The sequence below is a fragment of the Robinsoniella peoriensis genome, assembly GCF_000797495.1.
GTDB lineage: Bacteria > Bacillota > Clostridia > Lachnospirales > Lachnospiraceae > Robinsoniella > Robinsoniella peoriensis.
In genome coordinates this window covers 16,186-42,769 of sequence record NZ_JTGN01000006.1, presented here as the reverse complement: position 1 = coordinate 42,769, position 26,584 = coordinate 16,186, and the positions used below count along the sequence as shown (strand labels likewise).

General features: G+C 43.1%; 28 protein-coding genes. 7 read left to right on the top strand and 21 right to left on the bottom strand.

The genetic code is table 11. The features are described 5' to 3' along the window. Window positions 1–134 precede the first annotated feature (134 nt). A complete protein-coding gene (locus QR40_RS13285; RefSeq protein WP_047833337.1) occupies window positions 135–698 on the top strand; it encodes a YcxB family protein in 564 nt (187 codons plus the stop codon). 96 nt (window positions 699–794) lie between these two features. Here QR40_RS13285 and QR40_RS29835 read toward each other — a convergent pair whose 3' ends face one another. Further along, window positions 795–4,712: an EAL domain-containing protein gene (locus QR40_RS29835; RefSeq protein WP_052430843.1), complete on the bottom strand. Its 3,918-nt coding sequence runs from the start codon at window positions 4,710–4,712 to the stop codon at window positions 795–797. 171 nt (window positions 4,713–4,883) lie between these two features. Here QR40_RS29835 and QR40_RS13270 point away from each other — a divergent pair, with 171 nt between their 5' ends. The 5 genes from QR40_RS13270 to QR40_RS13260 all read left to right on the top strand — a co-directional run bounded on the left by QR40_RS13270 (window position 4,884) and on the right by QR40_RS13260 (window position 8,623). After that, entirely contained in the window at window positions 4,884–5,465 is a 582-nt protein-coding gene (locus tag QR40_RS13270) for an N-acetylmuramoyl-L-alanine amidase family protein (protein ID WP_465231365.1), read from the top strand. Between the two features lie 161 nt (window positions 5,466–5,626). Further along, complete coding sequence (gene uraA / locus QR40_RS13265) at window positions 5,627–6,949, top strand: uracil permease (protein ID WP_027296505.1); 1,323 nt, start codon at window positions 5,627–5,629, stop codon at window positions 6,947–6,949. A gap of 13 nt (window positions 6,950–6,962) precedes the next feature. Next, entirely contained in the window at window positions 6,963–7,043 is an 81-nt protein-coding gene (locus QR40_RS33680; protein WP_465231368.1) for a DUF6783 domain-containing protein, read from the top strand. Then, on the top strand, window positions 7,044–7,130 hold the full coding sequence (locus QR40_RS33670) for a DUF6783 domain-containing protein (RefSeq protein WP_334295875.1): 87 nt from the start codon (window positions 7,044–7,046) through the stop codon (window positions 7,128–7,130). Window positions 7,131–7,339: 209 nt separating this feature from the next. Further along, window positions 7,340–8,623, top strand: coding sequence for an MFS transporter (locus QR40_RS13260; RefSeq protein ID WP_044289733.1), 1,284 nt, complete (start codon window positions 7,340–7,342; stop codon window positions 8,621–8,623). 19 nt (window positions 8,624–8,642) lie between these two features. Here the strand turns inward: QR40_RS13260 and QR40_RS13255 are convergent, their stop codons facing one another. From QR40_RS13255 to QR40_RS13205, 11 genes are all read right to left on the bottom strand, one after another. After that, the gene (locus QR40_RS13255) at window positions 8,643–9,881 is read right to left on the bottom strand and encodes a DNA polymerase Y family protein (protein WP_044295474.1); all 1,239 of its coding nucleotides are present in this window, start codon (window positions 9,879–9,881) and stop codon (window positions 8,643–8,645) included. Window positions 9,882–9,948: 67 nt separating this feature from the next. Then, complete coding sequence (locus tag QR40_RS13250) at window positions 9,949–10,539, bottom strand: SOS response-associated peptidase (RefSeq protein ID WP_044295473.1); 591 nt, start codon at window positions 10,537–10,539, stop codon at window positions 9,949–9,951. 17 nt (window positions 10,540–10,556) lie between these two features. Continuing rightward, the gene (locus QR40_RS13245; RefSeq protein ID WP_044295472.1) at window positions 10,557–11,789 is read right to left on the bottom strand and encodes an HlyC/CorC family transporter; all 1,233 of its coding nucleotides are present in this window, start codon (window positions 11,787–11,789) and stop codon (window positions 10,557–10,559) included. 518 nt (window positions 11,790–12,307) lie between these two features. After that, a complete protein-coding gene (locus tag QR40_RS13240; RefSeq protein ID WP_027296501.1) occupies window positions 12,308–12,565 on the bottom strand; it encodes a DUF3795 domain-containing protein in 258 nt (85 codons plus the stop codon). 21 nt (window positions 12,566–12,586) lie between these two features. Continuing rightward, window positions 12,587–13,144, bottom strand: coding sequence for a PadR family transcriptional regulator (locus tag QR40_RS13235; protein WP_044295471.1), 558 nt, complete (start codon window positions 13,142–13,144; stop codon window positions 12,587–12,589). An 87-nt stretch (window positions 13,145–13,231) separates the two neighbouring features. Next, window positions 13,232–14,248 carry a LacI family DNA-binding transcriptional regulator gene (locus tag QR40_RS13230; RefSeq protein WP_044295470.1) on the bottom strand — a complete coding sequence of 339 codons (1,017 nt, stop codon included), beginning with the start codon at window positions 14,246–14,248 and terminating at the stop codon, window positions 13,232–13,234. A gap of 223 nt (window positions 14,249–14,471) precedes the next feature. Continuing rightward, window positions 14,472–15,080, bottom strand: coding sequence for an HD domain-containing protein (locus tag QR40_RS13225; RefSeq protein ID WP_027296498.1), 609 nt, complete (start codon window positions 15,078–15,080; stop codon window positions 14,472–14,474). An 81-nt stretch (window positions 15,081–15,161) separates the two neighbouring features. Then, window positions 15,162–15,626 (bottom strand): cupin domain-containing protein, encoded by a 465-nt coding sequence (locus QR40_RS13220; protein ID WP_044289732.1) that lies wholly within the window; start codon window positions 15,624–15,626, stop codon window positions 15,162–15,164. Between the two features lie 27 nt (window positions 15,627–15,653). Then, window positions 15,654–16,763, bottom strand: coding sequence for an ethanolamine utilization protein EutH (gene eutH / locus QR40_RS13215; protein WP_027296496.1), 1,110 nt, complete (start codon window positions 16,761–16,763; stop codon window positions 15,654–15,656). Then, entirely contained in the window at window positions 16,750–17,058 is a 309-nt protein-coding gene (locus QR40_RS13210; RefSeq protein WP_044289731.1) for a EutN/CcmL family microcompartment protein, read from the bottom strand. Before QR40_RS13210 ends, eutH begins: the two co-directional genes overlap by 14 nt. A gap of 11 nt (window positions 17,059–17,069) precedes the next feature. Beyond that, complete coding sequence (locus tag QR40_RS13205) at window positions 17,070–17,702, bottom strand: hypothetical protein (RefSeq protein WP_044295468.1); 633 nt, start codon at window positions 17,700–17,702, stop codon at window positions 17,070–17,072. Window positions 17,703–17,782: 80 nt separating this feature from the next. Here QR40_RS13205 and QR40_RS33665 point away from each other — a divergent pair, with 80 nt between their 5' ends. After that, window positions 17,783–17,848, top strand: coding sequence for a DUF6783 domain-containing protein (locus QR40_RS33665; RefSeq protein ID WP_394910230.1), 66 nt, complete (start codon window positions 17,783–17,785; stop codon window positions 17,846–17,848). Between the two features lie 64 nt (window positions 17,849–17,912). On the opposite strand, the gene eutD is transcribed toward QR40_RS33665, so the two are convergent. The 9 genes from eutD to QR40_RS13160 all read right to left on the bottom strand — a co-directional run bounded on the left by eutD (window position 17,913) and on the right by QR40_RS13160 (window position 26,568). Continuing rightward, complete coding sequence (gene eutD / locus QR40_RS13200) at window positions 17,913–18,536, bottom strand: ethanolamine utilization phosphate acetyltransferase EutD (RefSeq protein WP_027296494.1); 624 nt, start codon at window positions 18,534–18,536, stop codon at window positions 17,913–17,915. Between the two features lie 145 nt (window positions 18,537–18,681). Further along, window positions 18,682–19,284, bottom strand: coding sequence for a hypothetical protein (locus QR40_RS13195; RefSeq protein ID WP_052378022.1), 603 nt, complete (start codon window positions 19,282–19,284; stop codon window positions 18,682–18,684). 5 nt (window positions 19,285–19,289) lie between these two features. Then, the gene (locus QR40_RS13190; protein WP_027296493.1) at window positions 19,290–19,604 is read right to left on the bottom strand and encodes a BMC domain-containing protein; all 315 of its coding nucleotides are present in this window, start codon (window positions 19,602–19,604) and stop codon (window positions 19,290–19,292) included. Window positions 19,605–19,753: 149 nt separating this feature from the next. Further along, complete coding sequence (locus tag QR40_RS13185; RefSeq protein WP_044295466.1) at window positions 19,754–21,232, bottom strand: acetaldehyde dehydrogenase (acetylating); 1,479 nt, start codon at window positions 21,230–21,232, stop codon at window positions 19,754–19,756. A 16-nt stretch (window positions 21,233–21,248) separates the two neighbouring features. Next, window positions 21,249–21,905, bottom strand: coding sequence for an ethanolamine utilization microcompartment protein EutL (eutL, locus tag QR40_RS13180; RefSeq protein WP_027296491.1), 657 nt, complete (start codon window positions 21,903–21,905; stop codon window positions 21,249–21,251). A 52-nt stretch (window positions 21,906–21,957) separates the two neighbouring features. Beyond that, window positions 21,958–22,860: an ethanolamine ammonia-lyase subunit EutC gene (eutC, locus tag QR40_RS13175; RefSeq protein ID WP_027296490.1), complete on the bottom strand. Its 903-nt coding sequence runs from the start codon at window positions 22,858–22,860 to the stop codon at window positions 21,958–21,960. A gap of 122 nt (window positions 22,861–22,982) precedes the next feature. Continuing rightward, a complete protein-coding gene (locus QR40_RS13170) occupies window positions 22,983–24,347 on the bottom strand; it encodes an ethanolamine ammonia-lyase subunit EutB (RefSeq protein ID WP_027296489.1) in 1,365 nt (454 codons plus the stop codon). Window positions 24,348–24,589: 242 nt separating this feature from the next. Further along, the gene (eutA, locus tag QR40_RS13165; protein WP_330373738.1) at window positions 24,590–26,116 is read right to left on the bottom strand and encodes an ethanolamine ammonia-lyase reactivating factor EutA; all 1,527 of its coding nucleotides are present in this window, start codon (window positions 26,114–26,116) and stop codon (window positions 24,590–24,592) included. Between the two features lie 14 nt (window positions 26,117–26,130). After that, the gene (locus QR40_RS13160) at window positions 26,131–26,568 is read right to left on the bottom strand and encodes a EutP/PduV family microcompartment system protein (RefSeq protein WP_027296487.1); all 438 of its coding nucleotides are present in this window, start codon (window positions 26,566–26,568) and stop codon (window positions 26,131–26,133) included. Between the last annotated feature and the right edge of the window lie 16 nt (window positions 26,569–26,584).

The window sequence follows — 26,584 nt, the reverse complement described above, 5'->3', positions numbered from 1 at the left end:
ATTTACCGTATATAATAGACAATCAAAGCATGTCTGTAAAATACCTGCATCAAAGATATATGAATTTAATTTTAGCAGGACAGAGCGTGCCGATTATTGCAATAATTTATCAGACTCAAAAGGAGGTGTGTATCTTGGAACTTTTATTTCAGAATGAAACGTCTTATGATGATGGATTTGAAAAATTATATTATGATACCTTGTTAGAAAATGATACTCCGGCATTTAAAGCAGTGAAACGTTACCAGCTTTGGGGAATTGGCTTTCTGCTCGTAAGTGTTTTGGCTTTAAGCCAGGCCCCGCATTTAAGAAGCTGGAGCCTGGGTGCTGCCGGAATGTGTGCATTGGTTTTTGGAATTATCTTTATTTATTTTGCAAAAGATTTTTACAAGAGATCCTTTGTTCGTAAGCTTCGCAAGTCAAAACAATCCTGCCTTTGCGGCAAAAAGATGACTTTTCAGATTACCCCCAGTACGCTCACACAGATCACTCCGGAAGAAACAACGGTTGTGGACTGGTCCGGCATTAAAAGCTGGACATTAATTGAAAATTATTATTTTCTGGAGCATGGCAGCAGATATATGGCTCTGGGAAAAAATAATTTTACAATCGGCTCAGCCGAGCACTTTCAAATCTTTTTAGACAATAAGTTTAGGAAGGAAAAGCTTAATCTGAAACAATGTTCTTGTTCCCAATAAAAATAGATCGCTGCAGAAATCATTTCTTATACCGGACTGCATTTCATATCTGGTTTGAAATTTGCTCTGCAGCGATCCCTTTTTTTCTAAAATATTCTAAAATTGATTTTCAAATTCTTCCGCAGGTATCGGCCTGCTGATCAGATACCCCTGGATATAATCACACCCAAATTCACGTAGCAGCTGCAATTGCTCTTCTGTTTCCACACCCTCAGCCACAACCTTCATATTCAATGCCTTCGCCATGGAGATAATACTGGATATAATAGTCTGATGACGAGGCTCCTTCAGGTTTTCATTACGGAAAAACATCATATCCAGCTTCAGTATGTCTACGGTAATGTCTTTTAGCAGATTCAGGGAAGAATACCCGGAACCAAAATCATCCATAGAGAAGAAAAAACCGCTTACGCGCATGGTACGCATAACCATTTCCAGAAGTTCTGCATTCTCAACCAGCACTGATTCCGTACACTCTAATTCCAGCAGGCCATTCGGTATATTATATTTTTCCTTTAGCCTGATATAATGTCTGGAAAAATCCCGTTGAAATACACTTATTCTGGAGACATTAACCGATATTTTAATGGGCTCCCGTCCTTCATCCAGCCATTTGCGCAGAAAACGGCAGGCTTCTTCAAACATATAACTGTCCAGATCAATAATAAAACCATTTTTTTCAAACAGCGGAATGAATCTGTTGGGCGGAACCACACCATAACCCGGACGTATCCACCTTGCCAGGGTCTCTGCCCCACTTACCCGTATTCCGTCCTGAATCTCAGCGATAGGCTGAAAATAAGCGCAGAATTCCCGGTTCTCCAAAGCTTTATACATAGCCGATTCCATTTCTTTTTCCGATAGAATCTGCCTGCGCATTTCTTCTGTATAGACTGCATATTTACTGCCTTCTAATACTTTTACACTTTTTTGAGCAAGATTGGCACAATCTATCATATCTTCTATCCCTATGGTCTTCCCGTGTTTTTCTACCAGATAGATCCCCGCAACCATTTCCAGCAGCAGTTTTTTTCCGGCCAGTCCTTTGAATTTTGCCAGTAGCCCTGCATTTTTCTGGAACCGCATCTCCAGCTCATCGATACTGTCATACCAAAGTAGGGAAACAAAGTGATCTGCCGACACCCTGGCAAATATTTCTCCTTCGCGCTGGTCCCGGCTGCTGATCTTTGCCCAATACTGCAGTACTCTGTCTCCAAAATCATAGCCATAGACATTGTTTACTAATTTAAAATTACGCAGATCACAATACCACAGCGCATATTTCTTTTCATTTCTGTTTTCCAAAATTTGTTTAGCTTCTATTTTAAACCTGCTGAAATTAGAACAACCGGTTAGATCATCATATTCTGCCCTGTATTCAAGCTCCCGTCTGTTTCTAGTAGCTTCATCTACATCTGTTATTGTAAACAGAGACCGGTTAACAGAACCATCCTCCGCCCTTAACACGGTAAGAACAATATGACACCACATGAATTGACCGTCCGTTTTTTTCAGACGAACGGTAGTTCCTGCATTCATGGCACCATCCATCACTTTTTTAGAAATCATTCTAGCCTGTTCCCAGTCATTGGGGTGAACATCATCCCGGGTAATAAAGCGCTGGTTTCTGTCGCTCCCTACATTTTTGATTAATGTAAACTGTTTTGCCGGAGGCGATGCATAGTAACTGTCATCCTCTCTGTCATATTCCAGTAATATTGTCCCTGACAATTCCATGATTCGTCGGTAACATTCATCTTCAATCTGTCTGCGTACCTGTATCTGGAGAGTACGGTTTTCTTCCTCACGGATTTTAACAGCATGGATATCCTGAATAAAACACAGGTACATTTCATCATCATTTCCACCGTTCATAGGCACCAGAGAAAACGCCTCCCATTTATAGTTGTCTCCCTGCGCTCTTCCTCTGAATTCTCCATACACCGTTGTTTTGCCTTCCTGCATCGCTTTTCTCACCAGGTCCCAGTTCGTAAACTGTTTAAAGCGTACCCCGTCTTCGGGATGAATCCGGTCTTTGACTATAACCTCCAGTTCAGCATGGAGATCTCCCTTCTCCCATTTATGCAAATTTTCTTCGCTCTCATTCAGCATCCGCCTGTAATAATTCTTTGAAACATTCATGACGATCATATCTTTAAAAATATGATGAACGGAATTTAAATAACTGTAAATCAGATTACTTTCCTCCAGATGGTGCATGGCATTAATCTCTGCAAGATACTCTTTACTGCCTATACTTTTATGATTCTGACTGCCGGATTGGCTGCCTGTACCGGATTCCCCTTCATCCTTACATCTGTTTCGGTCCTTTTGTTTGTGTTCCATTCCCTGCTGATAGAATACAAACTGATTGCGTCCCATCTCCTTGGCTGTATAAAGTGCGGCATCCGCACGCATATAAAGTTCGTCAAAGCTGGTTCCGTCCTTTGGATAAACTGCCACACCCATACTGCCGGATACACAGATTCCCTCCTCATAATGCTTTGAAAGCTGCATGACGATATTTCCAAGCTTCTGTTCCAAAAGCGTATTCAGGGGGATATCCCTTAAACAAATTACAAATTCATCCCCGCCCAGACGCCCAACAATATCATTTATACGAACGGAAGTCTTTAAAATATTGGCAATCTCTCTTAAAACCTGGTCTCCAAACTGATGTCCCATCTGATCATTCAAAGATTTAAAGAAATCAATGTCCACCATTATAAAAATATGCCTGCTGGACAGCGGACTGTTATCTAACAGTCCCGATACTTCTTCGATAACCGTACCCCGGTTCAGCAGTCCCGTCAGGGGATCGATTTGAGAACGATTCTCCAGTTCAATGCTTCTTCTTTTTTCTTTGTCAATATTTCGAAACAGGATCATTGCTTTGACTTCATCTGTATCAAGATCCGGAAGTAAAAATGTGCTGATCTCCGTCCAGAAAAGTTTACCCTGGGAATCCAAAAACCTGCAGTCAATTTTAAGGCTGCAGTCTTTTTTATAATACTTTTCAATCAATCTGCTTCTGGTAAAAAAACGCTCAAACGTTTGTCTGTCTTCCTCAAAGACCCACTGTTTTGTCACAAATGCAGCCAGTTCATCATAGGTATCTATTTTTTGCGGAAGTTCTTCCGCCATGGGACCGCCGACATGTTCCACCGTATTCTCATTCAGATTACATTCATAGGACACAATCTCCCCTGCAAGCTGGTTCTCATTATACTTCCGCCATTTTTCATAGGCGGCTTCTTTTTCCCGCTGAACCGTATAATCCTCATATATGATAATGCCCCGCAGCACTTCGCCGTTCACACTATAAGTAAGCCGGTATTTCATCCTATACCAGTTGAGACTGCCCTTTCTGTTTTTTAAACGTACTATAATTTCCCCCATCGGAATACCATCCAGCATCGACTGGAAAAAACGGGATACTTCCGCTTTACTATCTTCAATTACCACCTCCGTATTCAAAATTTCATCCGGCATATTTGTAATAACTTCCGGAAGTCCAAAACTTTGAGCTCCCCTTTTTTCTATGTACAGTGTTCTTGTTTTGATATCAAATACATCCATGATTTTACCGGTCATTGCAAAAGCGATTCTGTTTTCTTCTTCTTTTAATGCCAGTGACTCTTCTGCACTCTTTTGGTTCGTAATATCCGTAATAGCGCAGGTAAGTGTACCACCCTGACCCGGATCATAAGCGGATGCTACTCTCATCCACAACAATTTGCCGGATCTGTGGATATAACGGTGCTCACATTCAAAATCATATATATTTTGCGCAATCTTTTTATGCAGCATACGGACAAGTCTCTGATAATCCCCCGGATAGATTATCTTCTTTGCGTTGTTTAATTCTTCCTGCCCAGCTTCTTCTCCTGTATATCCGAACGTTTTATAATAACGGTCATTTGCCCATAAAATAGTAAATACTTTATCGCATTTCATCCTGCACACGCCGCAGGGGATATTGTTCCCGTAGTTCTTGTTATTTTCTGTCTCCATGGTTCCTCCATATACGGACGCTTCAGTCAATAATTCGTTAATTTGGAATGCTTTTATTATACCTTGCTTTTCTGCAAAATTCAATTATATAGCATGCAGAAAAACCATAATTTTCTGCACGCTATCCCTGCTTTTTCATATAATATACAGATACCATAATATAGAAAAGATGTGATACTTTTGGCAATTCGTATCTTTGTAGACCAGGGACACAATCCCAGCGGCTTCAATGCCGGAGCCGAGGGCAACGGTCTTCGGGAGCAGGATATCACCTACACGGTAGGAGCCTATCTTGCAGATCTACTCGCCGCGGATCCCCGTTTCGAGGTTCGTACCTCCCGTAATTCACCTACTGAAGTTCTCGGTACCAGTAATGCCACCAGCCTTCGTGAACGTGTAAATATGGCAAACAGCTGGCCTGCTGACTATTTTATCAGCATCCACGTCAACTCTAATACAAATCCTGCCATCAACGGTACTGAAGTCTACGTCTATCGCCCGAACTCAGCGCCTTATTATCTGGGACAGGAAATAGTGGATGAAATTGTGCGCCGGGTAGGGACAAAGGATAATGGTGTCCGGATCAATCCCGGCCTGTACGTACTGCGCCGCACAAATATGCCGGCGGTTCTGGTAGAACTGGCTTATATCAGCAACACCAGCGATGCACAGCATTTAAGGGATGACCAGTATCAGTTTGCATATGGCATTTACGTGGGACTTTTGAACTACCTGGGACTGCCCCAGCTGTAATTGTAATAACGTTTTTCAGCTGTTTTTTGTAATATCCGTTCCCTCCCGCTCTTTCATCAACAATTTCTGATCAATTTCAACATTTTTTTCTTTCTTGTCATGTTTTTGTATGATATAGTATAAAGAGTTAAAAATAATCATAAAACAGGGAGGGAATTTTCTTGAACGAAAGAAAGATCATTCAAGTTGAGGACAAGGTACCATTTAAACTGCTTGCTCCTCTGAGTATTCAACACATGTTTGCCATGTTTGGCGCATCTGTGCTTGTTCCATTTATTTTTGGAATCAGCCCCGCAATCGTATTGCTTACCAATGGTATCGGTACTCTGCTATTTATCCTTATTACAAAAGGGAAAGCTCCTGCATATCTCGGATCTAGTTTTGCCTTTCTTGCACCCGCTGGTATTGTAATTGCCAAATGGGGGTACTCATACGCCCTGGGCGGTTTTGTTATCGTCGGTTTATGCGGATGTATCCTGTCATTTATCATTTACAAATTTGGGACAAAGTGGATTGACATCGTTCTGCCGCCGGCAGCCATGGGTCCTGTGGTAGCCCTGATCGGACTGGAACTGGCTGGAACGGCTGCTTCTAACGCCGGAATTTTATCATCTACATCTTATACTCTGGATCAGGCATCCGGCTTGTATGAGCAGACGGTTACTCCGGTAGCAATGAATAACCTGATAGTATTCTTAATCACATTAGGAGTTGCGGTATTCGGAAATGTACTTTTCAAAAAGTTCCTGGCAGTCATACCAATCCTGATCTCCATTATTGCCGGTTATATTTCAGCCGTCATTTTCAATGTAATTGACCTTGGCACTATTAAGGAAGCACTTGCAACACCCTTTATTTCCCTGCCAAGCTTCCAGCTTCCGCACTTTAAGGCTGAAGCTGTTCTGATACTGCTTCCGGTTATACTGGTAATTGCTTCTGAGCATATCGGGCATCAGGTTGTAACCAGCAAGATCATTGGCCGTGACCTGCTAAAGGATCCGGGACTTCACCGTTCTTTATTTGCCGATAACTTCTCTACCATGTTATCCGGTCTTGTAGGCTCCGTACCTACTACTACTTATGGTGAAAATATCGGTGTAATGGCTATGACAAAAGTATACTCCGTTCGCGTAATCGGCGGTGCTGCCGTGCTCTCGATCCTGTGCTCTTTCATCGGACCGATGTCCGCATTAATCAACACCATTCCAGGACCCGTTATCGGCGGTATTTCATTCCTGCTTTACGGTATGATCGGAACTTCCGGTATCCGTATCATGGTAGATGCCGGTGTAGATTACGGCAAAAGCCGTAACCTGACACTGACTTCCGTAGTCTTTGTCACCGGACTCTCTGGGGCGGCACTTACACTTGGTAATGTAGAATTAAAAGGTATGGTACTTGCATGTATCGTTGGTATGATTTTATCCCTTTTATTCTATATCTTTGATAAGCTGAAGCTGACCAACGACAGAGAAGAAGCCTAGAGCGTGTTTTAAAATTGCTTTCTGGCAGCTGTGCGTCACAGTTTGTGGGAGATTTGTCCCGGATGAAGGGCGCGTAGCGGGCTACGTAACCTGAATTCGGGGCAAATATGCCGCAAAGTGGGGCGTACAGATGGCAGGAATGAATTTTCAAACACGCTCTGGAACGTGTTTAAGAATATAAAAATCTCTTTTCCAAAAGGTTAGCCCCAACGGAAAGAGATTTTTATTTAACCGGATTTTTTACAAGAAATTTACCCTTGACTTTTGAAAACTTTACATCCATTTCCTATAATTTTTATGGCGGCACAAGAATTATCTTATTCCAGAAACTTTCAAGTGAACTTCCAGGGCTATCCGCCCTTACAAACCATAACAGAGAGGTATCTTTCTATGAAATTTAAATTGACTGCCTTAGAAAAGCAATGGATCTTATATGATGTGGGAAACTCTGCATTTATTCTGCTCGTCTCTACCATCATCCCTATATATTTTAACTATCTCGCTGACAACGCCAATATTTCGTCTGTCAATTATCTTGCTTACTGGGGTTATGCTGCATCCATTTCTACCATTTTAGTTGCCCTGATCGGTCCAATTGCAGGAACGATATCAGACACCAGGAGCTATAAGAAAAAATTCTTTATCCTTTCCATTGGCGTCGGAATTGCAGGCTGTATTATTCTTGGTTTCCTTCACTCCTGGATCTGGTTTCTGGGAATTTTTATTATCACTAAAGTTGGTTATTCTTCAGCAAATATTTTTTATGACTCTATGCTCACCGATATTACGGTATCTGAACGTATGGACAGAGTATCTTCCCATGGCTATGCCTGGGGCTATATCGGAAGCTGCATCCCTTTTATTGCAAGTCTCGGTCTGGTACTGGGTGCAGGTAAGCTGGGACTCACCATGACACAGGCAATGGCTATGGCTTTTTGCATTGTGGCAGTCTGGTGGCTGGTTTCTTCCCTGCCTCTGATTAAAAATTACAGACAGATACATTATGTAGAAAAATCAGGCAATGCTGCAAAAGAAAGTTTTGGAAGGCTTTTTAGAACCCTGAAAGATATGAAACGCCAAAAGCATATTTTTATGTTCCTGCTGGCTTTTTTCTTTTATATCGATGGTGTGTACACCATCATCGATATGGCAACAGCGTATGGTACCTCACTGGGTCTTGATACCACCGGTCTCTTACTGGCTCTTTTACTGACACAGATCGTTGCTTTTCCCTGTGTTCTTATCTTTGCACGGATTGCACAAAAGCAGGATACTACCCGGCTCATATCCATCTGTATAGCAGCATATCTGGGCATCACCCTGTTTGCAATGCAGCTGGATTCCCAGTTAGAGTTCTGGATATTAGCTATATGCGTCGGCATGTTTCAGGGAACGGTACAGGCACTGTCCCGCTCCTTCTTTGCCAAGATTATCCCTCCCGATAAATCCGGCGAATACTTTGGTATTCTGGATATCTGCGGAAAAGGAGCCTCTTTTCTTGGAACCACTCTGGTAAGTATCATCAGCCAGATTACCGGTAAGGTAAATCTGGGTGTGGGTGCCCTTGCAATTATGTTTATCCTTGGGTTCGTTTTTTTCAGACGGGCAGTACGACTTACGAAAGAACTGCAGTCATCCCAGTCAGAACCGGATACCATGACTACCACTTCCTGACAGCATCCGTAATTAATTTCTATTTTTTGTACTTTCTCCCAATTCCACCCTCCATGTGGTCTATGGGGGTCTGTACAAATACAGCGCGTTTCAAAGCATCTAATCCGTATCTTTTTCTGATATGATCTACAGCTGCGTCAAGCTTTTCCAACTTTTCAAAATCGATTGGATCAAACAACTGCATTTGACGGATGTAATCCTGTTCATGTATCCTTCCTGTATGAATACCCAGATGCCGTATCGGCACACCATCCCACAATTCATCAAACAGCCTCGCTACCGCATGGTAAATTTCCAGCGTGATATCTGTGGCCTCCGGCAAAATACACTGATGGGATTCGTAGTGGAGTTCATAATTTTTAATACCCACTGCCACTATTTCTGCTTTTACACCGTCATGGCGAAGCCTTGCCGCCACAGTTTCCGCAAGTGCCAGCAAAACCATCTTTGCCGTTTTTCCATCCACTACATCAAAGGGTATCGTTGTAGAATTTCCGTAACCCTTATTCGGGGGCGGCACCGGTTCTACTACCGATACATCTATTCCATTTGCAAATCCCCAGATAACCTCCCCATGCTTTTTCAGATGGTCTCTTAAAATCTGCAAATCTGTATGCGCCAGTTCTCCAATTGTCCGTATGCCTAACTGTACTAATTTTCTCGTGGTTGCCCTGCCCACAAAAAATAAATCTGACACCGGCAGCGGCCACATTTTCACAGATATCTCTTCGGGAAAAAGAGTATGTACCATATCCGGCTTTTTAAAATCGGATGCCATCTTCGCCAAAACTTTATTTTTAGAAATACCAACATTTACGGTAAACCCTAATTCCCGGAATACCCGGTCTTTTAAGGAACAGGCTGCTTCTATGGGATCTTTCCAAAATCCCTGAGTACCTGTCATATCTAAAAAAGCTTCATCGATACTGTATTGTTCCACAACCGGAGTGAAATCCCTTAAAATATTCATTAACGCTGCAGATGCTTTTTCATACAATTCAAAATCAGGAGGAACCAACACCAGTTCCGGGCATTTCACCCGGGCCTCTGCAATAGTTTCTCCTGTTTGTATCCGGTATTTCTTTGCAGGAATGGATTTCGCCAATATAATTCCCCTGCGCTTGCTACTGTCCCCGCCCACAGCAGATGGAATTGTACGCAGATCCTGTACAGCTCCCAAATGCTCTAAACGGTATACGGCTTCCCAACTCAAATATGCGCAGTTTACATCTACGTGAAAGATTAGTTTTTCAAACATATGTTCGCCTCCTGTTTTCATCTTATAAGAACATATATAGGATGTAAACAGGTAAATACTGGATTATCTATAAGAAATCCAAGGTCTGCTGAACATATTCCGAACTGCCTTTCAAACGTGCGGGAATCTGATGCAGAAGCTCCTTTGCCCTGTATTCATCAAAGATCCAGTCCCTGAGCTCCTCGCTTTCCAGTATCAGGGGCATCCGGCTGTGTACGGGTTTCATTGTTTCATTCGCATCCGTGGTTAAAATTACAAAACGTTCCTGTCCTTCATACAGATTATAAAATCCTGCAAGTAACAATATTTTTCCGTCCTCTCTCTGAAACGTAAACTTATTCTTATGAGCATCCCATTCATAAAAACGTTTCGCAGGAATCACACATCTTCTGACCAATATGCTTTCCCGGAACATTCTCTTTTCCAAAGCCGTCTCGGATCTGGCATTAAAAATTACACCTTTTTTATCGAATCCCAAAAATCCCCAGGTGAATATTTCTTCAGCAAATTCTTCCTCTCTCCCAAGGATAACAGGTGCAGCAGCTGTGGGACAAATATCTCTGGAACTATATTCTTTCCACAGCTTTGCATCTACCTGACGGACTATTTTTTCCATTTCTCTTGCCGTATCATCATCTATATAATATCTTCCACACATAGGGAAGCCTCCTTTTTCTATATTTTCTTAACCCGGACTTTTTCAACCCGCCTTTCCTTCATCTGCAGCACTGTAATTTCCAGATTCTTATAAGAAAAACAGTCCCCTTCTTTTGGAATTCGGTCAAGTTCCTCCATTACCCAGCCACTGACGGATACCACTTCAAATTCCTGTTCCATATCCAGTTCTTCAAACAGCTTTTCAACATTCATACAGCCAATCACAACGTATTCGTCCTGTCCGGTCTGCTCCATTTCATGAACAACCTTGTCGTGTTCATCCCATATTTCACCAACCAGTTCTTCCAATATATCTTCCAGTGTTACAATACCAACCGTTCCTCCAAACTCATCAATCACAACTGCAATATGGGATTTCGCCGCCTGCAGCTCCTTAAGCAGAATACCTATTTTCTTATTTTTAGTGGTATACAAAGCCGGTCGGATAATGGCAGCCAATTCCTGCTCCGTGTGATAAATATGATTGTGGAAATCCTTCTGATACACAATTCCTTCAATGTGGTCAATGTCTTCTTTATAAACCGGAAGCCTTGAATATCCTGTCCTTGCAAAAACACCTGCGATTTCTTCTTTCGCCGCATCCAGAGGTATGCCAACCACATCCACTCTGGGTGTAAAAATATCAATAGCCTCTATTTCCGTAAATTCAATGGCACTTCGTATGAGCGTACTTTCCTGCTCATCGATTCCGCCTTCCTGCTCTGCTTCGTCTACAATTGTCAGCAGTTCTTCTTCTGTAATTGTTCTGTCCTCTGAATTTTTAAACATCTTCGACAACAGTTTCTTCCACTGGCGGAAAAGAAAGTTAAAAGGCGTTAAAATCCAGACAAAACAATTCAATATGGTGGCTGAAAACATAGCGAATTTTTCCGGTGACTCTTTTGCTATACTCTTTGGGGAAACTTCACCAAAAATCAAAACTACTATAGTCGTAACAATTGTAGATATGCTGGCACCCAGGTCCTCTCCCAATAGTTTTACAAAAAGTACGGTAGCAAGCGATGCCGACGCTATATTTACTATATTATTGCCAATTAAAATGGTAGATAACAAACGGTCATAATCCTGGGACAGCTTTAACACCAGAGCCGCCTTTTTATTCCCTTTTTCCGCCATATTTTTGATTCGAATACGGTTCAGAGAAGAAAAAGCTGTTTCTGTAGCCGAAAAATACGCAGACATTATAATACAAATTACAATAATTATAAGTGACACACTGTTACTATCCATCTAATAAAATCCTCCTTCAGATATGTTCCCTGTTTTCATTAGCTTCACTTCCATCATACAGCTTCCGCCCCATTCTTTCTGTCATAATCATATAAAAATACACAAAAAGACATAGCCTGTACTTCACAAATACAGGTTATGTCCATTTTTATTTTCATATTTACTTATAAACCGATTAAAATAATAAAATAAAGGTCGGTCAGCGTCGCTATCGGCGTCGTCCATTTGTTCTTCCCTCTCTTAATACTGCTGTTATTATTTTGTAATTATGTTATATTATATGCTATGCCAATAAAAAAATCAATAGGCTTTGGTGCCTTTGTATAATATTATCCAGGTATTCCAGATCTTCGTAAAGCTGCTCCATTGGGATATCCTATCATTACTGCCATATCAATCCGGCTCTGTTTCAAGCAGCCGCATCTCTGAAAGATGGAGTGTGAGATAATTACATGTTCCATACCAGGCGGCTGAGCTGCGAAAACCATCTGGATTTCACAGCGAATGTCCGCGGGCCGTCAAAAAGTGCTCCACTCCCTGCATTTTTCTATCTTAATAGTAGGATCGAATCCCTGTTCTTTTCCCATATTAGATAATACCTCACATGGGAATTCCGGACAGACACCGCAATGATCATATTTATTTTTCTCACAGCAGCTTTTCACCTCACAGGTTCCGCCCCAGAAAGGTCCTTCCATATTCAAACATCCTTTGCATGCCACTTTGTCCTTTCTTTCACAGGAATTGCAGCAAACGCCGCATCTTGATTCATGCATAAAAATACCTCCTTAAAATTTTCATTCATTTTCCAAATTTTTTTCTCCATCTGCATCTTTGTCCAGGTATTCTCTCATAAATTTCAAAATCCACGCTTCCATGGAAGATGCCATCAGATACTGTTGTTCCAATATTGTTTGTCCTGTCATTGGGATATGGGTACGCTTCTGCGAATTTTCCCCAATCACCTCTTTCAGGTCTGAGATTCCTTCCCGGATATGTTCCAGCAATTCTTCTCTTTTTGCAGGCGCTGCGAAATCCAGGTTCATAATAACAGCATTAAAATCCAGGAAAATACTTACCGACTGCATTGCCGTCTTCTCCATAAGTTTCTCGAAATATGCATCGCCTTCCGGCGTAATCATATAAACAGATTTTTCCGGCATTTTTCCATCCTTCATTACATTTCCTTTAATATACCCCTTGTCCTCCATCTGGACCACTTTCTTGTATATCGATGGCGTACTGATTTTTACCCATCTGGAAATATTGCGGTACTCCACACTTTTCTGCAGATCATATGCACTTTGTGGTCTCTGCTTAATCATTCCTAACACAATTAGATCTATTGCTGCCATTTTTCCTTTCCTCTACCTCTCTGCTATATTTTATACTACTATACTTTATATCACATGTCAATAAAAACATATTACTTTGCTTATGTTCTATAAACAGCGGACACTGTCCCCAATAATCAGCTCTGTATTCACATAGATCTTAACGGATTCTTCCACATCCCCCTGGATTCGCTCCACCAGCCTGTCGATGGACACATAAGCCTTTCTGTCATGCAAGGCACAAATGCAGGTAGGCTGATAATCCATGAGGGCAGTGTCCGGAATCGTATCAAAACCCACAATTGAAATATCATCGGGTATTTTATAACCGTTATTTTCCAAAGCTTTACTGATCCCGATCGTAACCTCATAATTTTCCGAAAAGATAGCCGTTGGGATATGTTTTTTATCTTCTATGTAACGCTGCATGCCTTCAAAAGCTTCCTGGGTTCCCCCTCCGATATCCACAATTCTTTCATTTCTCCGGCTCTGAAGTCCCTTTTTCTCCATAAACCGGTTAAAAGCTTCCCGGCGTTCGTACATATTATAAAAATTATTTGTATTGCGGAAATAGAGGATATCACGATGCCCGTTTTTATAGAGATAATCCAATCCCATTATGACTCCCTGATGGTTATTCAGCATAATATTGTCTGTATGCAGATCATTAAAATCCTGATCGCAGACCACAAAAGGTATTTTAAAATTCAGGAAGCTGGCATAATCATCCTCTTCCATATAGGCTGCATTCACATAGACACCTGCCACATTATCCCGGATACATTCATCCAGAAACGCTCCAATATCATCTTTTCCCCGGATTACATTTACCAGATCCATCTTATATCCGTATTCCCTCGCCCGCCTGGATGCCTGTTCGAACGTTATGTACGTCCTGGTATTCTCAGAACTGTCCCAATATGGCCGGTCTTCCAAAAAAGCAAGCATGCGGATAATTTTTTCATTTCCACCTGCGGACTCATCCTCCGCTGTCTTACTTTCCAGATAATCCAATACCCTTCTCCTGGTATCTTCATTTACACCCGGACGGTTATTAATTGCCAGGGAAACCGTAGCTGTAGAAAGCCCAAGCTCCTTTGCAATATCCTTAGCCTTCACCCTCATAAAAACCTCCTATGACGCACTAATGCGATTTTAATAAAAAGAAATAACATACATTATTTCACAATTGTCCTTTAATTTTTTAAATAAATTTAAATTCTTTTAAATTTATTGTACCTTTGCACATCAGTTTTGTCAACACACAAAGCAAAAAAATGGTTTTTTTGAAAAAAGGACACTTTGTAGACGGGGGAGTACGACTACTACCCTCCTATACAAAGCGTCCTTAATCATCTAAACATTTCTTTATAAAAAGCCGGATGTTTTTTTCTTCTTCTTCTTTATTTTGCGTATCCCTTCCCAACCGGTCACACAGGCCAAGGAGCGCTACTTCCTGCAGATCTGTTCTTTTCTTCATTCCTTCCAGATCTGCATGGGGCAGCCCTTTCACCACAAACAAAATCTGCATGTGATAGCGCACCAGTCCACATACTGCTTCTATAAAATTATTATCTTCATCGAAAAAGGACAGGAATTCCCTTGCCAGCTGCTCACCTGCCTGGTCATGGTTATAGGAAGTGATTCTGCCCTTTTTCATTCTCGTTGTAGAGGGTTTTCCAATATCGTGAAGCAGGGCCGCCCACATAAAAACTCTGGGATCCCTGCTCCGCTTTCTTACTTTTGCCGCTACATCAATAACCTGCATCGTATGAATCCATACATTTCCTTCCGGATGATATATTGGCGACTGCTCTGTATTGCGGAGTTCATAAAGCATTTGAAAGGGGTAGTCCTTAAACAAACCTCTTTCATACATTTCATTTAAATAAGATGACGGGTTTTCATCTTCTATCATATGGGTCTGCATTTCCAGAAATATTTCTCTCTGGTTCATCCCTGCACCTCTCTGTAGATCACAATCCCGCTTACCACACTGCCCGGATGATAAATGTGAAAATTCTTTACTTCCACAAGTTCATCCCTGATCTGCCCAATCAGCCGGATAGGTCACATATAGAAATCTGGCACTCTGGAGCACCGAAAACTGAATTTTGGAGCCTTTGGGAATGAGTATTATTTCACCCGGGCCCGCTGTTACACTTTTCCCATTGGCAATAATCGTAAGGGAACCTTCGATTACGTAATCTATTTCATCATAATTTAATGTCCAGTCAAAAGTAGTTTTCTCCATCTCCATAATTCCGCATCCAAGTCTGGGACTTTCCGGCAATGTAAACAGATCATGTGTATAGACCTGATCTGTTCCTTTCCCGGTATCAAGACGGTCGGAAGGTTCCACTTTTACCGCCGGAACTTTAACCTTTATTATATTACCGGCTGTCTCTTTTTGATTATCTTTTGTCAGCTGCCCCATCTGTCCTAATTTTTCTGCCAGAATCTGGGCAATCATTTGCTCGATTGATTCTTTATTTATATCCATTGACGGCATTCTCCTTCTATAATCATTCTACTTTGCAGAAGCCTGTCCTGAATGATCCTCTTTTAATGTCCTGTTAGAAATAAAAACAGCTACCATTACCGCTGTAATCCCTCCTACCAGTTTTCCAATAATCATTGGAAAAATCATAGTAGAATTAAATCCTGCGGTAAATCCCAGATGATCACCGAAAACAAAGGCTGCCGATACGGCAAACGCCACATTTAATATCTTTCCCCGGTTGTCCATATCTTTCATCATTCCAAACATAGGAATACTGTTTGCCAGACTGGCTACTAATCCTGCTGCTGCAATGTCATTCATCCCAAGTACTTTTCCAAGCTTCATCAGTGGCTTTTTGAATACTTTGGTAATTACATAAACCAGTGGAAACGCACCTGCCAACACAATTGCGATGTCTGCAACTACGGTAAATCCTTCACTTAAAGGATTCATACCTTTGATCAGGACAATTCCCGTCAACTGCTCGATGATTCCCACACCCAGTCCCAAAGTAATAACCGCCACAACAAATTTACCGAAATAAGTAAATCCTTTTACCATGGCATTTTCAAATTTCCAGAGTCCCAGAGCAATCAGAAGGGCAAAGATAATAATTGGAATCAGATTGCGCAGTACCATTCCAATGGAATACCCTGCTACAAGTCCTCCAACGAAGGAACCGATGGGAATGGTGATGACTCCAGCCAGAACACCCGTCGCCAGATATTTCCGGTCAGACTCTTCAATAATTCCCAGTGCAACCGGAATGGTAAATACAATTGTAGGTCCCAGCATAGCCCCTACAATCAAACCACCAAAATTTCCAGCATTGGGATCTAAAGCCAAGGCTTCTGCAAGTGGCGCTCCACCCATATCATTTGCCAGAATCGATCCGGCAAACATAGCCGGGTCAGCGCCCAGAAATCCAAACAGCGGTACGATAACCGGTTTTAAAAGATTCGCAATGACCGGTGCCAGCGCAATAATACCCACCATGGATACTGCCAGGGCGCCAATCGCCATAATACCTTCTTCAAATTTTTCCCCCAGGCCAAACCGGTTGCCGATAATCCGGTCCAGGGCGCCTAATGCGGCGAAAAATACCATAATATAGATAATGATCTCATTGATGCCCATTTTGAACACCTCCATTGTTATTTGCAGATTCCTGGATATCCAGAGAATCTATAATTCCTATTACTGCTGCATCTATCGGAGTTTTTCCATCTCCTACTACCATTCGTGCGGGATTTCCCCGGCAAACCAGTACCATATCACCAACTCCTGCTCCGATTACATCGGCTGCAACAATAAATGACTCATCTTCCTGCCTGGATCTTTTCATGATATCGATAACCAAAAGCTTTTGCCCGTTGATCCCTTCATCTTTTTTCGTTGCCCAGACATTTCCTATTACCTTGCCAATTTCCAAACCCTCACCCCTTAATTTCTTATAACCGCCATATTGTGATTCGAAATGTAATCTCTGGCCAGCGGTGTAATAATCGTATTTTGCCCCAGCAATATAGTGATGCTGCCGGTTCCCCGAACCTTTATCAGGTCCGATTCCCGTAAGAGGCGAAGGCCGCTCAGATCCACATAGTCCTCTGTTTCAGGTCTTGGTTGTATGCGGTTTTCTTTTGCTATTTCTGACGTATAGCTGATCAGTTCTATCCCAAATCTTTGAACAGCAGCTTCATATTCCTGATAGAGATGATATAAAGTCTTGTATGCTGTCTCTTTGTATCTCCGGTATTCCAGACCGGACTCCAGGAGATATACCCGTTTTCCTTCCAGCAATGCCCGTAAGATACATGCAGCCTGCGGTTCTGATGGAATTCCAAGAACCAGATCAGCCATTAATTTTATCGGCATCTGTGCCAATACATAGATATCGCAGCTTTCTGCCTCCGAAAACGGGATGATCTGATACGCAGCTTTCAAAGCTTTTTCTTCGCCCTCAGGCAGTACGCCCAATACCATAGCTGACCTTCCGGCTGCATTTTTCATACAGTCCTGGCCAATTTTACGCTTTAATTCCCGAATCACTTCTTCTATTAAAACTTTCTCATCCATAGGCTCTTTCCCTTCCTTTGAGCATATTCAAACATGGCAAAACACACTCTAGAGCGTGTTTGAAAATTGCTTTCTGACAGATGTGTGTCACAGTTTGTGGTAGATTTGTCCCGGATGAAGGGCGCGTAGCGGGCTACGCAACCTGAATTCGGGGCAAATATGCCGCAAAGTGGGGTGTGCAGATGGCAGGAATGAATTTTAAAATACACTCTAGTGTACAATTCTGCAGAAAGTTCCTTTTTCAAACCCACAGGCATTGGCTTCATCATAATCAATGTGAACATACGTGTCAAAATCTTTACTGACTCTGGCTATAGTATCTTCAAATATAACCGGCCTGCTGCCAAATACCTTTATTTTCAACGCCTGTCCATCTTTGACCTGGAAACGGGCGGCATCTTCCGGAGTAATGTGCATATGGCGTTTTGCTACTATTACGCCTTTATCCTTTACTACCTGCCTGTCCCCATTAGAAAAAATGGCTCCCGGCGTACCCGCGATATCTCCGCTTAAGCGCACCGGCGGTTTTATTCCCAATACCAGTGCGTCAGTCATAGAGATCTCAGCCTGGGTCTCTTTCCTCTCAGGCCCCAGAATTACAACATTTTTTAACGTCCCTTTCGGACCTGTCAGCGAAATGCGTTCCTGGCACACAAACTGCCCTGGCTGGGAAAGATCACGTACTCTGGTAAGCTGATAGCCTTTTCCAAATAACGCGTCCACATCCTCCCTGCATAAATGCACGTGCCTCCCGGAAGCCTCAACTTCCACCATCAGTTTCTGGCGAAGTTCCCTGACAACTGCTTCTACGATATTATCTACAAGTTCATTCATAGTGATACCTCCTGCATATCCCAGGCCTGCCTGCGATACTGCCTTAATAAGTAGTTTGAAAGCGCTTTTCTTTCAAACTGCCTCCTTGCATATTACAATCCTGCCTGCGATATGCTTAAATTAGCATTGTGAAAGTGTACCTCTTTCACACTTTACACATTTGCGGATCTGTTTCTTCATATTTTCCCGTTAGGTATTTGAACATCATGATCCAAAACAGAGAAGAAAGCCTGTTTAAGACCCGGATTATATCTTCCCTTTCCACATCCCCTGATTCCATTTTAAAAGCCCGGTATGCCGCCAATTCAGTTTCTCTGGCTTTTGTACGAAGGCGGTTTAAATATGCCACGATTTCGCCATGCTGATAGGTCGGCAGGAAATGTTTCATCCCATAGTACTGGCTTGGATGATGGGAATGTGCCCGCATTTCATCCGTATTCAGACCCTGCATCAATATTTCACCCACCGGCTCTCCTGAGACTTCACACCGGAGAGTCCACCGTATGGTCTTGATAATTTCTTCCAGATCCTGTGTCATCCTGTGAAGCTGCTTTTTCTCGGTCAATGTCTGAAAAAGAATGATTTCAGATTCCAGAGAATCAATTGCCCCTCTGAACGCAATTCGCGGATGGTCCTTGAAGACAAGCTCTTCTCCTCTTAAATGCGTCATATGCTCTGGTTTTCCATTTATTGCCTGACTGACCGCTGCGGTAACGATTCTGCGGATTTTGTCTCTTGATTCTTCCATGGTTATTAAGCCTCTTCGGAAAAGGTACCTGCCGCTCTTTCAACCTGGTGGGGTAAAATTACATCTACTTCTGTATGCGGGCGGGGTATTACATGCACAGATACCAGTTCTCCCACGCGTTCTGCTGCAGCTGCTCCTGCATCGGTAGCTGCTTTAACTGCTCCTACATCGCCTCTGACCATAACGGTTACCAGACCTGCGCCAATGGATTCTTTACCAACCAGCGTTACATTTGCTGCTTTTACCATCGCATCTGCCGCTTCGATAGCTCCAACCAGACCTTTTGTTTCAATCATACCCAATGCATTTGTATTAGCCATTTCCATTACCTCCGTAATTTTAAATTTAAGATTTCATGTTTTATATTTCTTATTATTTATTTCTATCGTATTATTATTCTACAATTGCTCATATTCATTCATCGTTGTTTCACGGGCCTTAGCGCGTGTTTGAAATGCCTGTATCTGAATCAGATAAGCTCCTTCATAATTTTTTCAACGATGGAGTCTATCATCTCCTGGCTTAGTCCCAGGCTGGATGCCGAAGTGCCATGTCCGCCTGCCGTCTGTGCTTCTCTTCTGATCTCTGCTAACTCTTTTGTTCCAAACGCAACTCTTTTAATATTAATCACATCTAACGGACCAATGTTGTTAGAAGTAGAGCTTCCGCCCACGGCTCCGCAGCCAAGAGTCAGCGCAGGAAACAGTCCTGTCGTCGCTCCGATTCCACCCAGGGCTCCGGGTGTATTTACCAGAAATCTGGATGCCGGAATCTGCAGTGCAAATTTACGCACCAGAGCTTCATCCTCTGCATGCATGGAAAACGTATGCCCTGCACCTTCCATATGCAGAATCTCTATACAGCGTTCTAACACCTTATCTGTATTCTCTTCTACATACATCCCCAATACAGGTGCCAGTTTTTCTCTGGAATAAGGCGCACCATCTCCAACCTTTGTCTCTCTTCCCACCAATACTCTTGCTGTGGAAGGAATTCCGGTCAATCCTGCGTACTGTGCAATTGTAGCTGTGCTTTTTCCTACTATCATTGGATTCATCGTTCCGTTTGCTCTTAAGATGAACTGTCCCAGCTGTTTGGTCTGAGCATCATCCATAATATAGGCACCCTGTTCTTTTAATTCCTTTACAACCTTTTCTTCCATGGACTTCTCCACCACGATAGATTGTTCGGAAGCACAGATTGTCCCGTTATCAAATGTTTTAGAATCCAGAATTCTCTGAACGGCTTTTTTTACATCAGCACTTTTATCAATAAATGCGGGGCCGTTTCCTGCCCCCACCCCAATTGCCGGTGTTCCGGAAGAATATGCGGATTTAACCATTGCGCCGCCGCCGGTAGCCAGAATCAGAGAGGTGCTATCATTGCTCATAAGTTCCTTGGTTGCGTCCATCGTAGGTACACTGATGGCGGAAATGGCTCCTTTTGGGCATCCTGCTTTCTGTGCGGCATCTGCTATAATTCGAACGGTTTCTAAAATACATTTTTTTGCACCCGGATGCGGTGAAAATACAATAGCATTACCGCCTTTTAGTGCAATCATCGCCTTGTAAATCACAGTGGATGTTGGATTAGTAGAAGGTATAATTCCGGCAATAACCCCTACCGGTACACCAATATCCCAAACTTTTCTTTCTCTGTCTTCGTGAATAATTCCAATAGTCTTTTCATCTTTAATCCCATCGTACACTACTTTTGAAGCGAACAGGTTCTTAATCACCTTGTCCTGCCAAATGCCAAATCCCGTTTCTTCATTTGCCATTTTTGCCAGATGCTCTGCACTGTTTGTACCTGCATCGCTGATAGCCTTTACAATCCGGTCAATCTGCTGCTGATCCATACGTGCCAGCTCCTTCTGGGCCGCTTTCGCTTCTGCTAAAAGATTCCTCGTCTCCTGGACAGATATCAGGTCTTTATCTCTTAATTCCATTCCTTACTTCCTCCTCTTATTCGTATTCCCTTGGCGCATCAGCTACGGACCGTACTGCCTGGGCAAAAGCGGAACACGCAGCCTTGCATGCGGACTGGCTTCCGGTTAAAAGCCCGCCTCCAAAATTCGTCTCAGAAGGTGGTTCATATAAGGTTACCAGTTTTACATCGGCAGCCTTAAGTGCTGCATCCAGTCCATAGATTGCTTCCAGAGGAGGTGCGATCAGGTAAGCCAGGGCTTCTCCTTCCCGGATTCCTGCTATCTTGGATAAATAAGACCCCGTCCTTGATACAGTATGAGCATAATACACAATGGAATCATCTTCATTTGCACTTACAAAGCAGGCTCCATGCTGCATAAAATTAATAATTGAATTTAATCCGCTTCTCACCTCTGCCGGACTTGGTCCGCCGATAATGCCAATTACTTCCCCTGCCAGTTTGGTAGAGGCATTTCCGGCTCCTGCGTACATAGATTTGGCATAGACTACATCCACATCTGCATCCTTTGTTGCCTCATCCAGTGCTGTATAAGTGACATCATCCATATCTGCCGTAATAATTCCCAGACTCTTATGCCTTGGATCTAACCCTAAGGATTGAACCAGATCATCGCTGACATTAGATATAATCCGTATAGCCAGGATATTCGGCCGCAATTCATCATTTTTCATTTTTACACCCACTGCATATAGCAGACTTATCTGCTATAGCTGCCTTTCTCATTTATTTTAAGTCAATGCCGCTGGCCTTCTTTTCCAGCATTTTCATGATCAGTTCTGCTGCATGAGCACCTGCTTCAACTGCTGTAGTTCCGCCTTTGTGTATATTACTGATTACCGTCCGCTTAGCTTCCGCCAAACCATGTCTTGGCTGATATGCAATATACGCTGACATGGATTCTGCCGTTACAAGCCCCGGTCTTTCTCCTACCAGCATACAGATTACATCAGCATCCGTAACTTCACCAACTGCATCCATGGCGCCAACCCTGGCGTATTTAATAAATAAAATCGGCGGCAGGGTAATTCCATGCATCTGCAGCCCCTGACGAATAGCAGGGATCATATCTTCCACATTTGCTTCAATTGCAGACGAAGACAGTCCGTCACCTACAATAACCAGAACTTTGGGATGGCTTCCACAGGTTTTGCGGATAACATCCAGAGCTTCACTTGGAAATCTTCTTCCCAGATCCGGTCGGGTCAGGTATTGATCCTTATCCTGGCACAGCGTCTGTACAAATACAAAGTCACATTTTTTAATAAACTCTTCTGATACATCACTGAACACAGCATCCTGGGCTGCTGCATGATCCGCACGTACCCGAAGCATAGTCGCTGTCCGGTATCTGGCACCTGCCTTTCCTATCCCAAGTCTGGCTGGGGTTTTGGCTTTCATTGCCAGATATCCTGGTGCATCTTTGGGATCCTTTACCAACAGCTGCTTGCGCAGATCCACTTCGGTAATATCCTCCAGACATCCGCCGGTATCTTGCGGCGCCTGTTTTTTCAAATTTTCTGCTGTGGTCTGTATGACCTCAGACCGCTTGGGTTCCGGTGCTTTTCCAGTATTCAGCATCTGCTCCAGAACCTTCTCTACCATAGACCTTATTTCTTCATCTTTCACGCTTGTTTTCCTCCTTGTAGAAACAAATAATAATTTCTTTATCCGATACAGTTTTAAACGCTCTAGAGCGTGTTTTATAATTGCTTTCTGGCAGATGGCGGGAATGAATTTTCAAACACACTCTAGAACAATGTAGAGGCATCTCCCGCTTTCTTCGTAAGTCTTCCCCGTTCATCCACATAACCCATTTTTAAAAGCCATTCATGGAATGGTTTTATCGCAGTCAGTCCATAGATTTCCCGAAGCGCTGCTGTTTCCTGAAAACCGGTTGTCTGATAATTCAGCATAACGTCATCTCCGTGAGGAATACCCATAAAATAGTTACAGCCCGCAGCAGTCAGTAATACGGATAAATCTTCAATGGTATTCTGATCTGCCTTCATGTGGTTGGTATAGCAGGCATCACAGCCCATGGATATTCCTGTCAATTTCCCCATAAAGTGATCTTCCAGTCCGGCGCGGTTTACCTGGCGTCCATCATACAGATATTCCGGCCCTATAAATCCCACTACGGTGTTTACCAGGAACGGTGAAAAATGACGCGCAAATCCATAACACCTGGCTTCCATCGTCACCTGGTCAGTATCATGATGCGCTTCCGATGACAGTTCTGAGCCCTGCCCCGTTTCAAAATACATCACATTGGGTCCCTGTGCCGTTCCCTTGGTCAACGCCATCTGGCGTGCCTCTTCAATCGTAGCCGCATTAAATCCAAAAGCAGTATTTCCCAGCTCGGATCCTGCTATAGACTGGAAAATCAGATCGGTCGGCGCTCCCATTTTAATTGCTTCCATCTGAGTTGTAACATGCGCCAGTACACAGGTCTGGGTTGGTATCTGATACTTCTGTTTGATTTCTTCGAAACGCTTCAGTATCCGGGTTACACTTTCAGCTGAATCATCTACCGGATTCAAACCAAGCAGTGCATCTCCGGCTCCAAAGGTCAGCCCTTCCAGAAGAGATGCCATAATTCCGTCGGGATCATCGGTGGGGTGATTTGGCTGAAGTCTGGATGACAATGTTCCCGCTTCCCCGATAGTCGTATTGCAATGTGCAGTTACCCGGATTTTTCTGGCACCATAGACCAAATCCAGATTCGACATCAGCTTTGCCACAGCAGCTACCATTTCTGAAGTCAGTCCCCTGGAGATACGCCGGATCTGATCTCCCGTAGTCTCTTCATCCAGAATCCATTCCCGAAATTCGGAGACTGTCATACGTTTAATCTCGTTATAAATAGACTCATTTAAATCGTCCTGAATAATTCTGGTAACCTCATCTGTTTCATAAGGTACCGCCGGATTATTCCGCAAATCTTCCAGCGTAATCTGAGACAGTACAACCTTTGCTGCAACACGCTCCTCTGCCGTCTCTGCAGCAAGTCCCGCAAGCTTGTCCCCGGATTTCTCTTCATTGGCTTTCGCCATTACTTCCTTCAGGGATTTGAAGGCATATACATGCCCAAAAAGTTTTGTTTTTAAAATCATATTTATACCCATTGCATATTACAGGCCTGCCTGTAATACTGCCACAATTAAACCGGTTGAAAGAATCACATCGTGGCATCCTTTCTGCATCGTAATTTTCTTTCAACCTTTCTTCCTGTGCCGCACTTGCTGCGGCTTCCTATCTGTAAGTGTGAAACGGTTTCCTTTCACACTTTTCCCTCCTATACTGCATTTACTGCAGCTTTATATCTGAAAGTGTCAAGTAATTTTCTTTCACACTTTTACTGAGTTTTAAATACCAGTGTTTTTACCACCACCGGAAGCACACAGCCCTCCGCAATCGGCCTCCCGATGTCAATATAATCACCTTCCGACAAATGTATACTGTCCAGACAGATCACCTCTTTATTCCACTCCAGCAGATGGTACATGGTCTGCCCCAATACCTTAGCCATATCACTTTCTACAATCACAATAACAGGAAGCTTTGCTTCAATCAGCGCTTCTGCCCCCATCAAAATATCTTTTGCATAGATCTGTACTCTGGAAAAAGAAGGGTTCCTTTCTCCATCTATAGCTATTGCAACCTGCGCAAGTTTCTCTTCCACCCGAAACCAGTCCAGCTTTCTTTTAATTGCATCTGCAAGCTTCCCCGGCTGTTCCTCTTCCCGGGTGAGTTTCAGGACCGGAAGGTTTTTCACCGGAAATGCATCGCTGGTATACGTGATGGTACTTCCACTGATCTCCGTAGTATGGCTGCCAGCTCCGACTACCGTAGCCCGGATCGTCTCATCACTTTCTATGACTTTGAGCTGCCTGACAAGCAGGGAATCTTTAATGGCTTCTCCCAGTAAAATGCCGATATCGCCAAATTGAAATGGATCTGTAAATTTTTCCGGATGATAAATAGCATCCGCCACCCCGCCGGAAAAACTGATACATTGAATCTGATCCTTACACTGGATATTCTTATTTGTGATCATCAGATTAAAATACTCATCTTCTTCTTTTAACCCGACACTTTGCTCCAGCACCTTTACCATCATTTGAAGTATGGGCTTCAGGTTCTGTTTATCTGCCACTGTTCCAACAGCCAGAGGCATTTTTTCTTTTTCAATTATCTGCAAAAGCTTAGGTGCTATATAAGTGATCTTGTGGGTTCGTGCCTCCACTTTAATTAACCGGCCACCAATATCCAGGCAGCCCGTATCAATTGTATCCCCTCTTTGAAACACCGCCAGATTACTGGTTCCGCCGCCAATATCCATATTGACCGCCGTCACATGGTGTTCCTTGGAATACAGGTCTGTCCCTGCTCCCTTACCGGAAATCACACTCTCCAGATCCGGTCCCGCCGTTGCTACCACAAAATCTCCGGCAAACCCGCTAAGGGCATTGACTACTTCTTCTGCATTTTCTTTCCGTGCAGTCTCTCCGGTGATGATAACAGCCCCGGTATCAATCTGCTCTTTTTTAACACCTGCTTTTTGATACTCTTTCTCCACAATCCTGCGTACCTCTTCGAAATTAATCCTCGTCTGGTCTACAAGGGGTGTGAAGTAGATATCACTTTTGTACTGAATCTGTTTTTGTGTGATCACCATCCTGGGAACGGTATAGCTGGTTGCCATATTTTCTACGATAAGCTTTGAAAAAATAAGCTGTGTAGTACTGGTTCCAAGGTCAATTCCCACACTCAGCAATTCTTCTTTCAATTTATACCCACCACATATTGCAGGCTTGCCTGCAATACTGCCACAATAAAGCAGGTTGAAAGAATTCGTGGCATGACTTCCTTCCCGTTTCATAATTTTCTTTCAACCTATACCGCCTCCTTTTCCAAATAATTCATCAAATCCGAAATTCCAATCCCATCCGGTGTATCCACTTCGAAAATAGGGGATGCCCCTGCCTTAACCAGTTCCTTCCTGGCTTTCTCAATTTTCTGTGGTTCCGTCTGGTTTATTTTTGTAATGATACCAATTACTTTTTTTCCGAATATTCCGGCAAAGGCAGGCGGAATTGCCCGGTATTCAGAAGTGGGGTCTGCCACCAGCGCTATCACCTTTGCATCCACAGCAGTCATAATCAGAGCATGGTAAAAATGGCGGTTTTCTAAATACTCGCCCGGAGTATCAATCGAATCCCCGTAACGCTCCACTGCCTGGGTTTTTCGATATTTTATCGTCTGCTCATTCAGTTTCTGGCACAAAGTGGTCTTGCCACAGCCTGTCTGACCGATAAAAATAACTTTTTTCATACACTTTCCCCCTGAA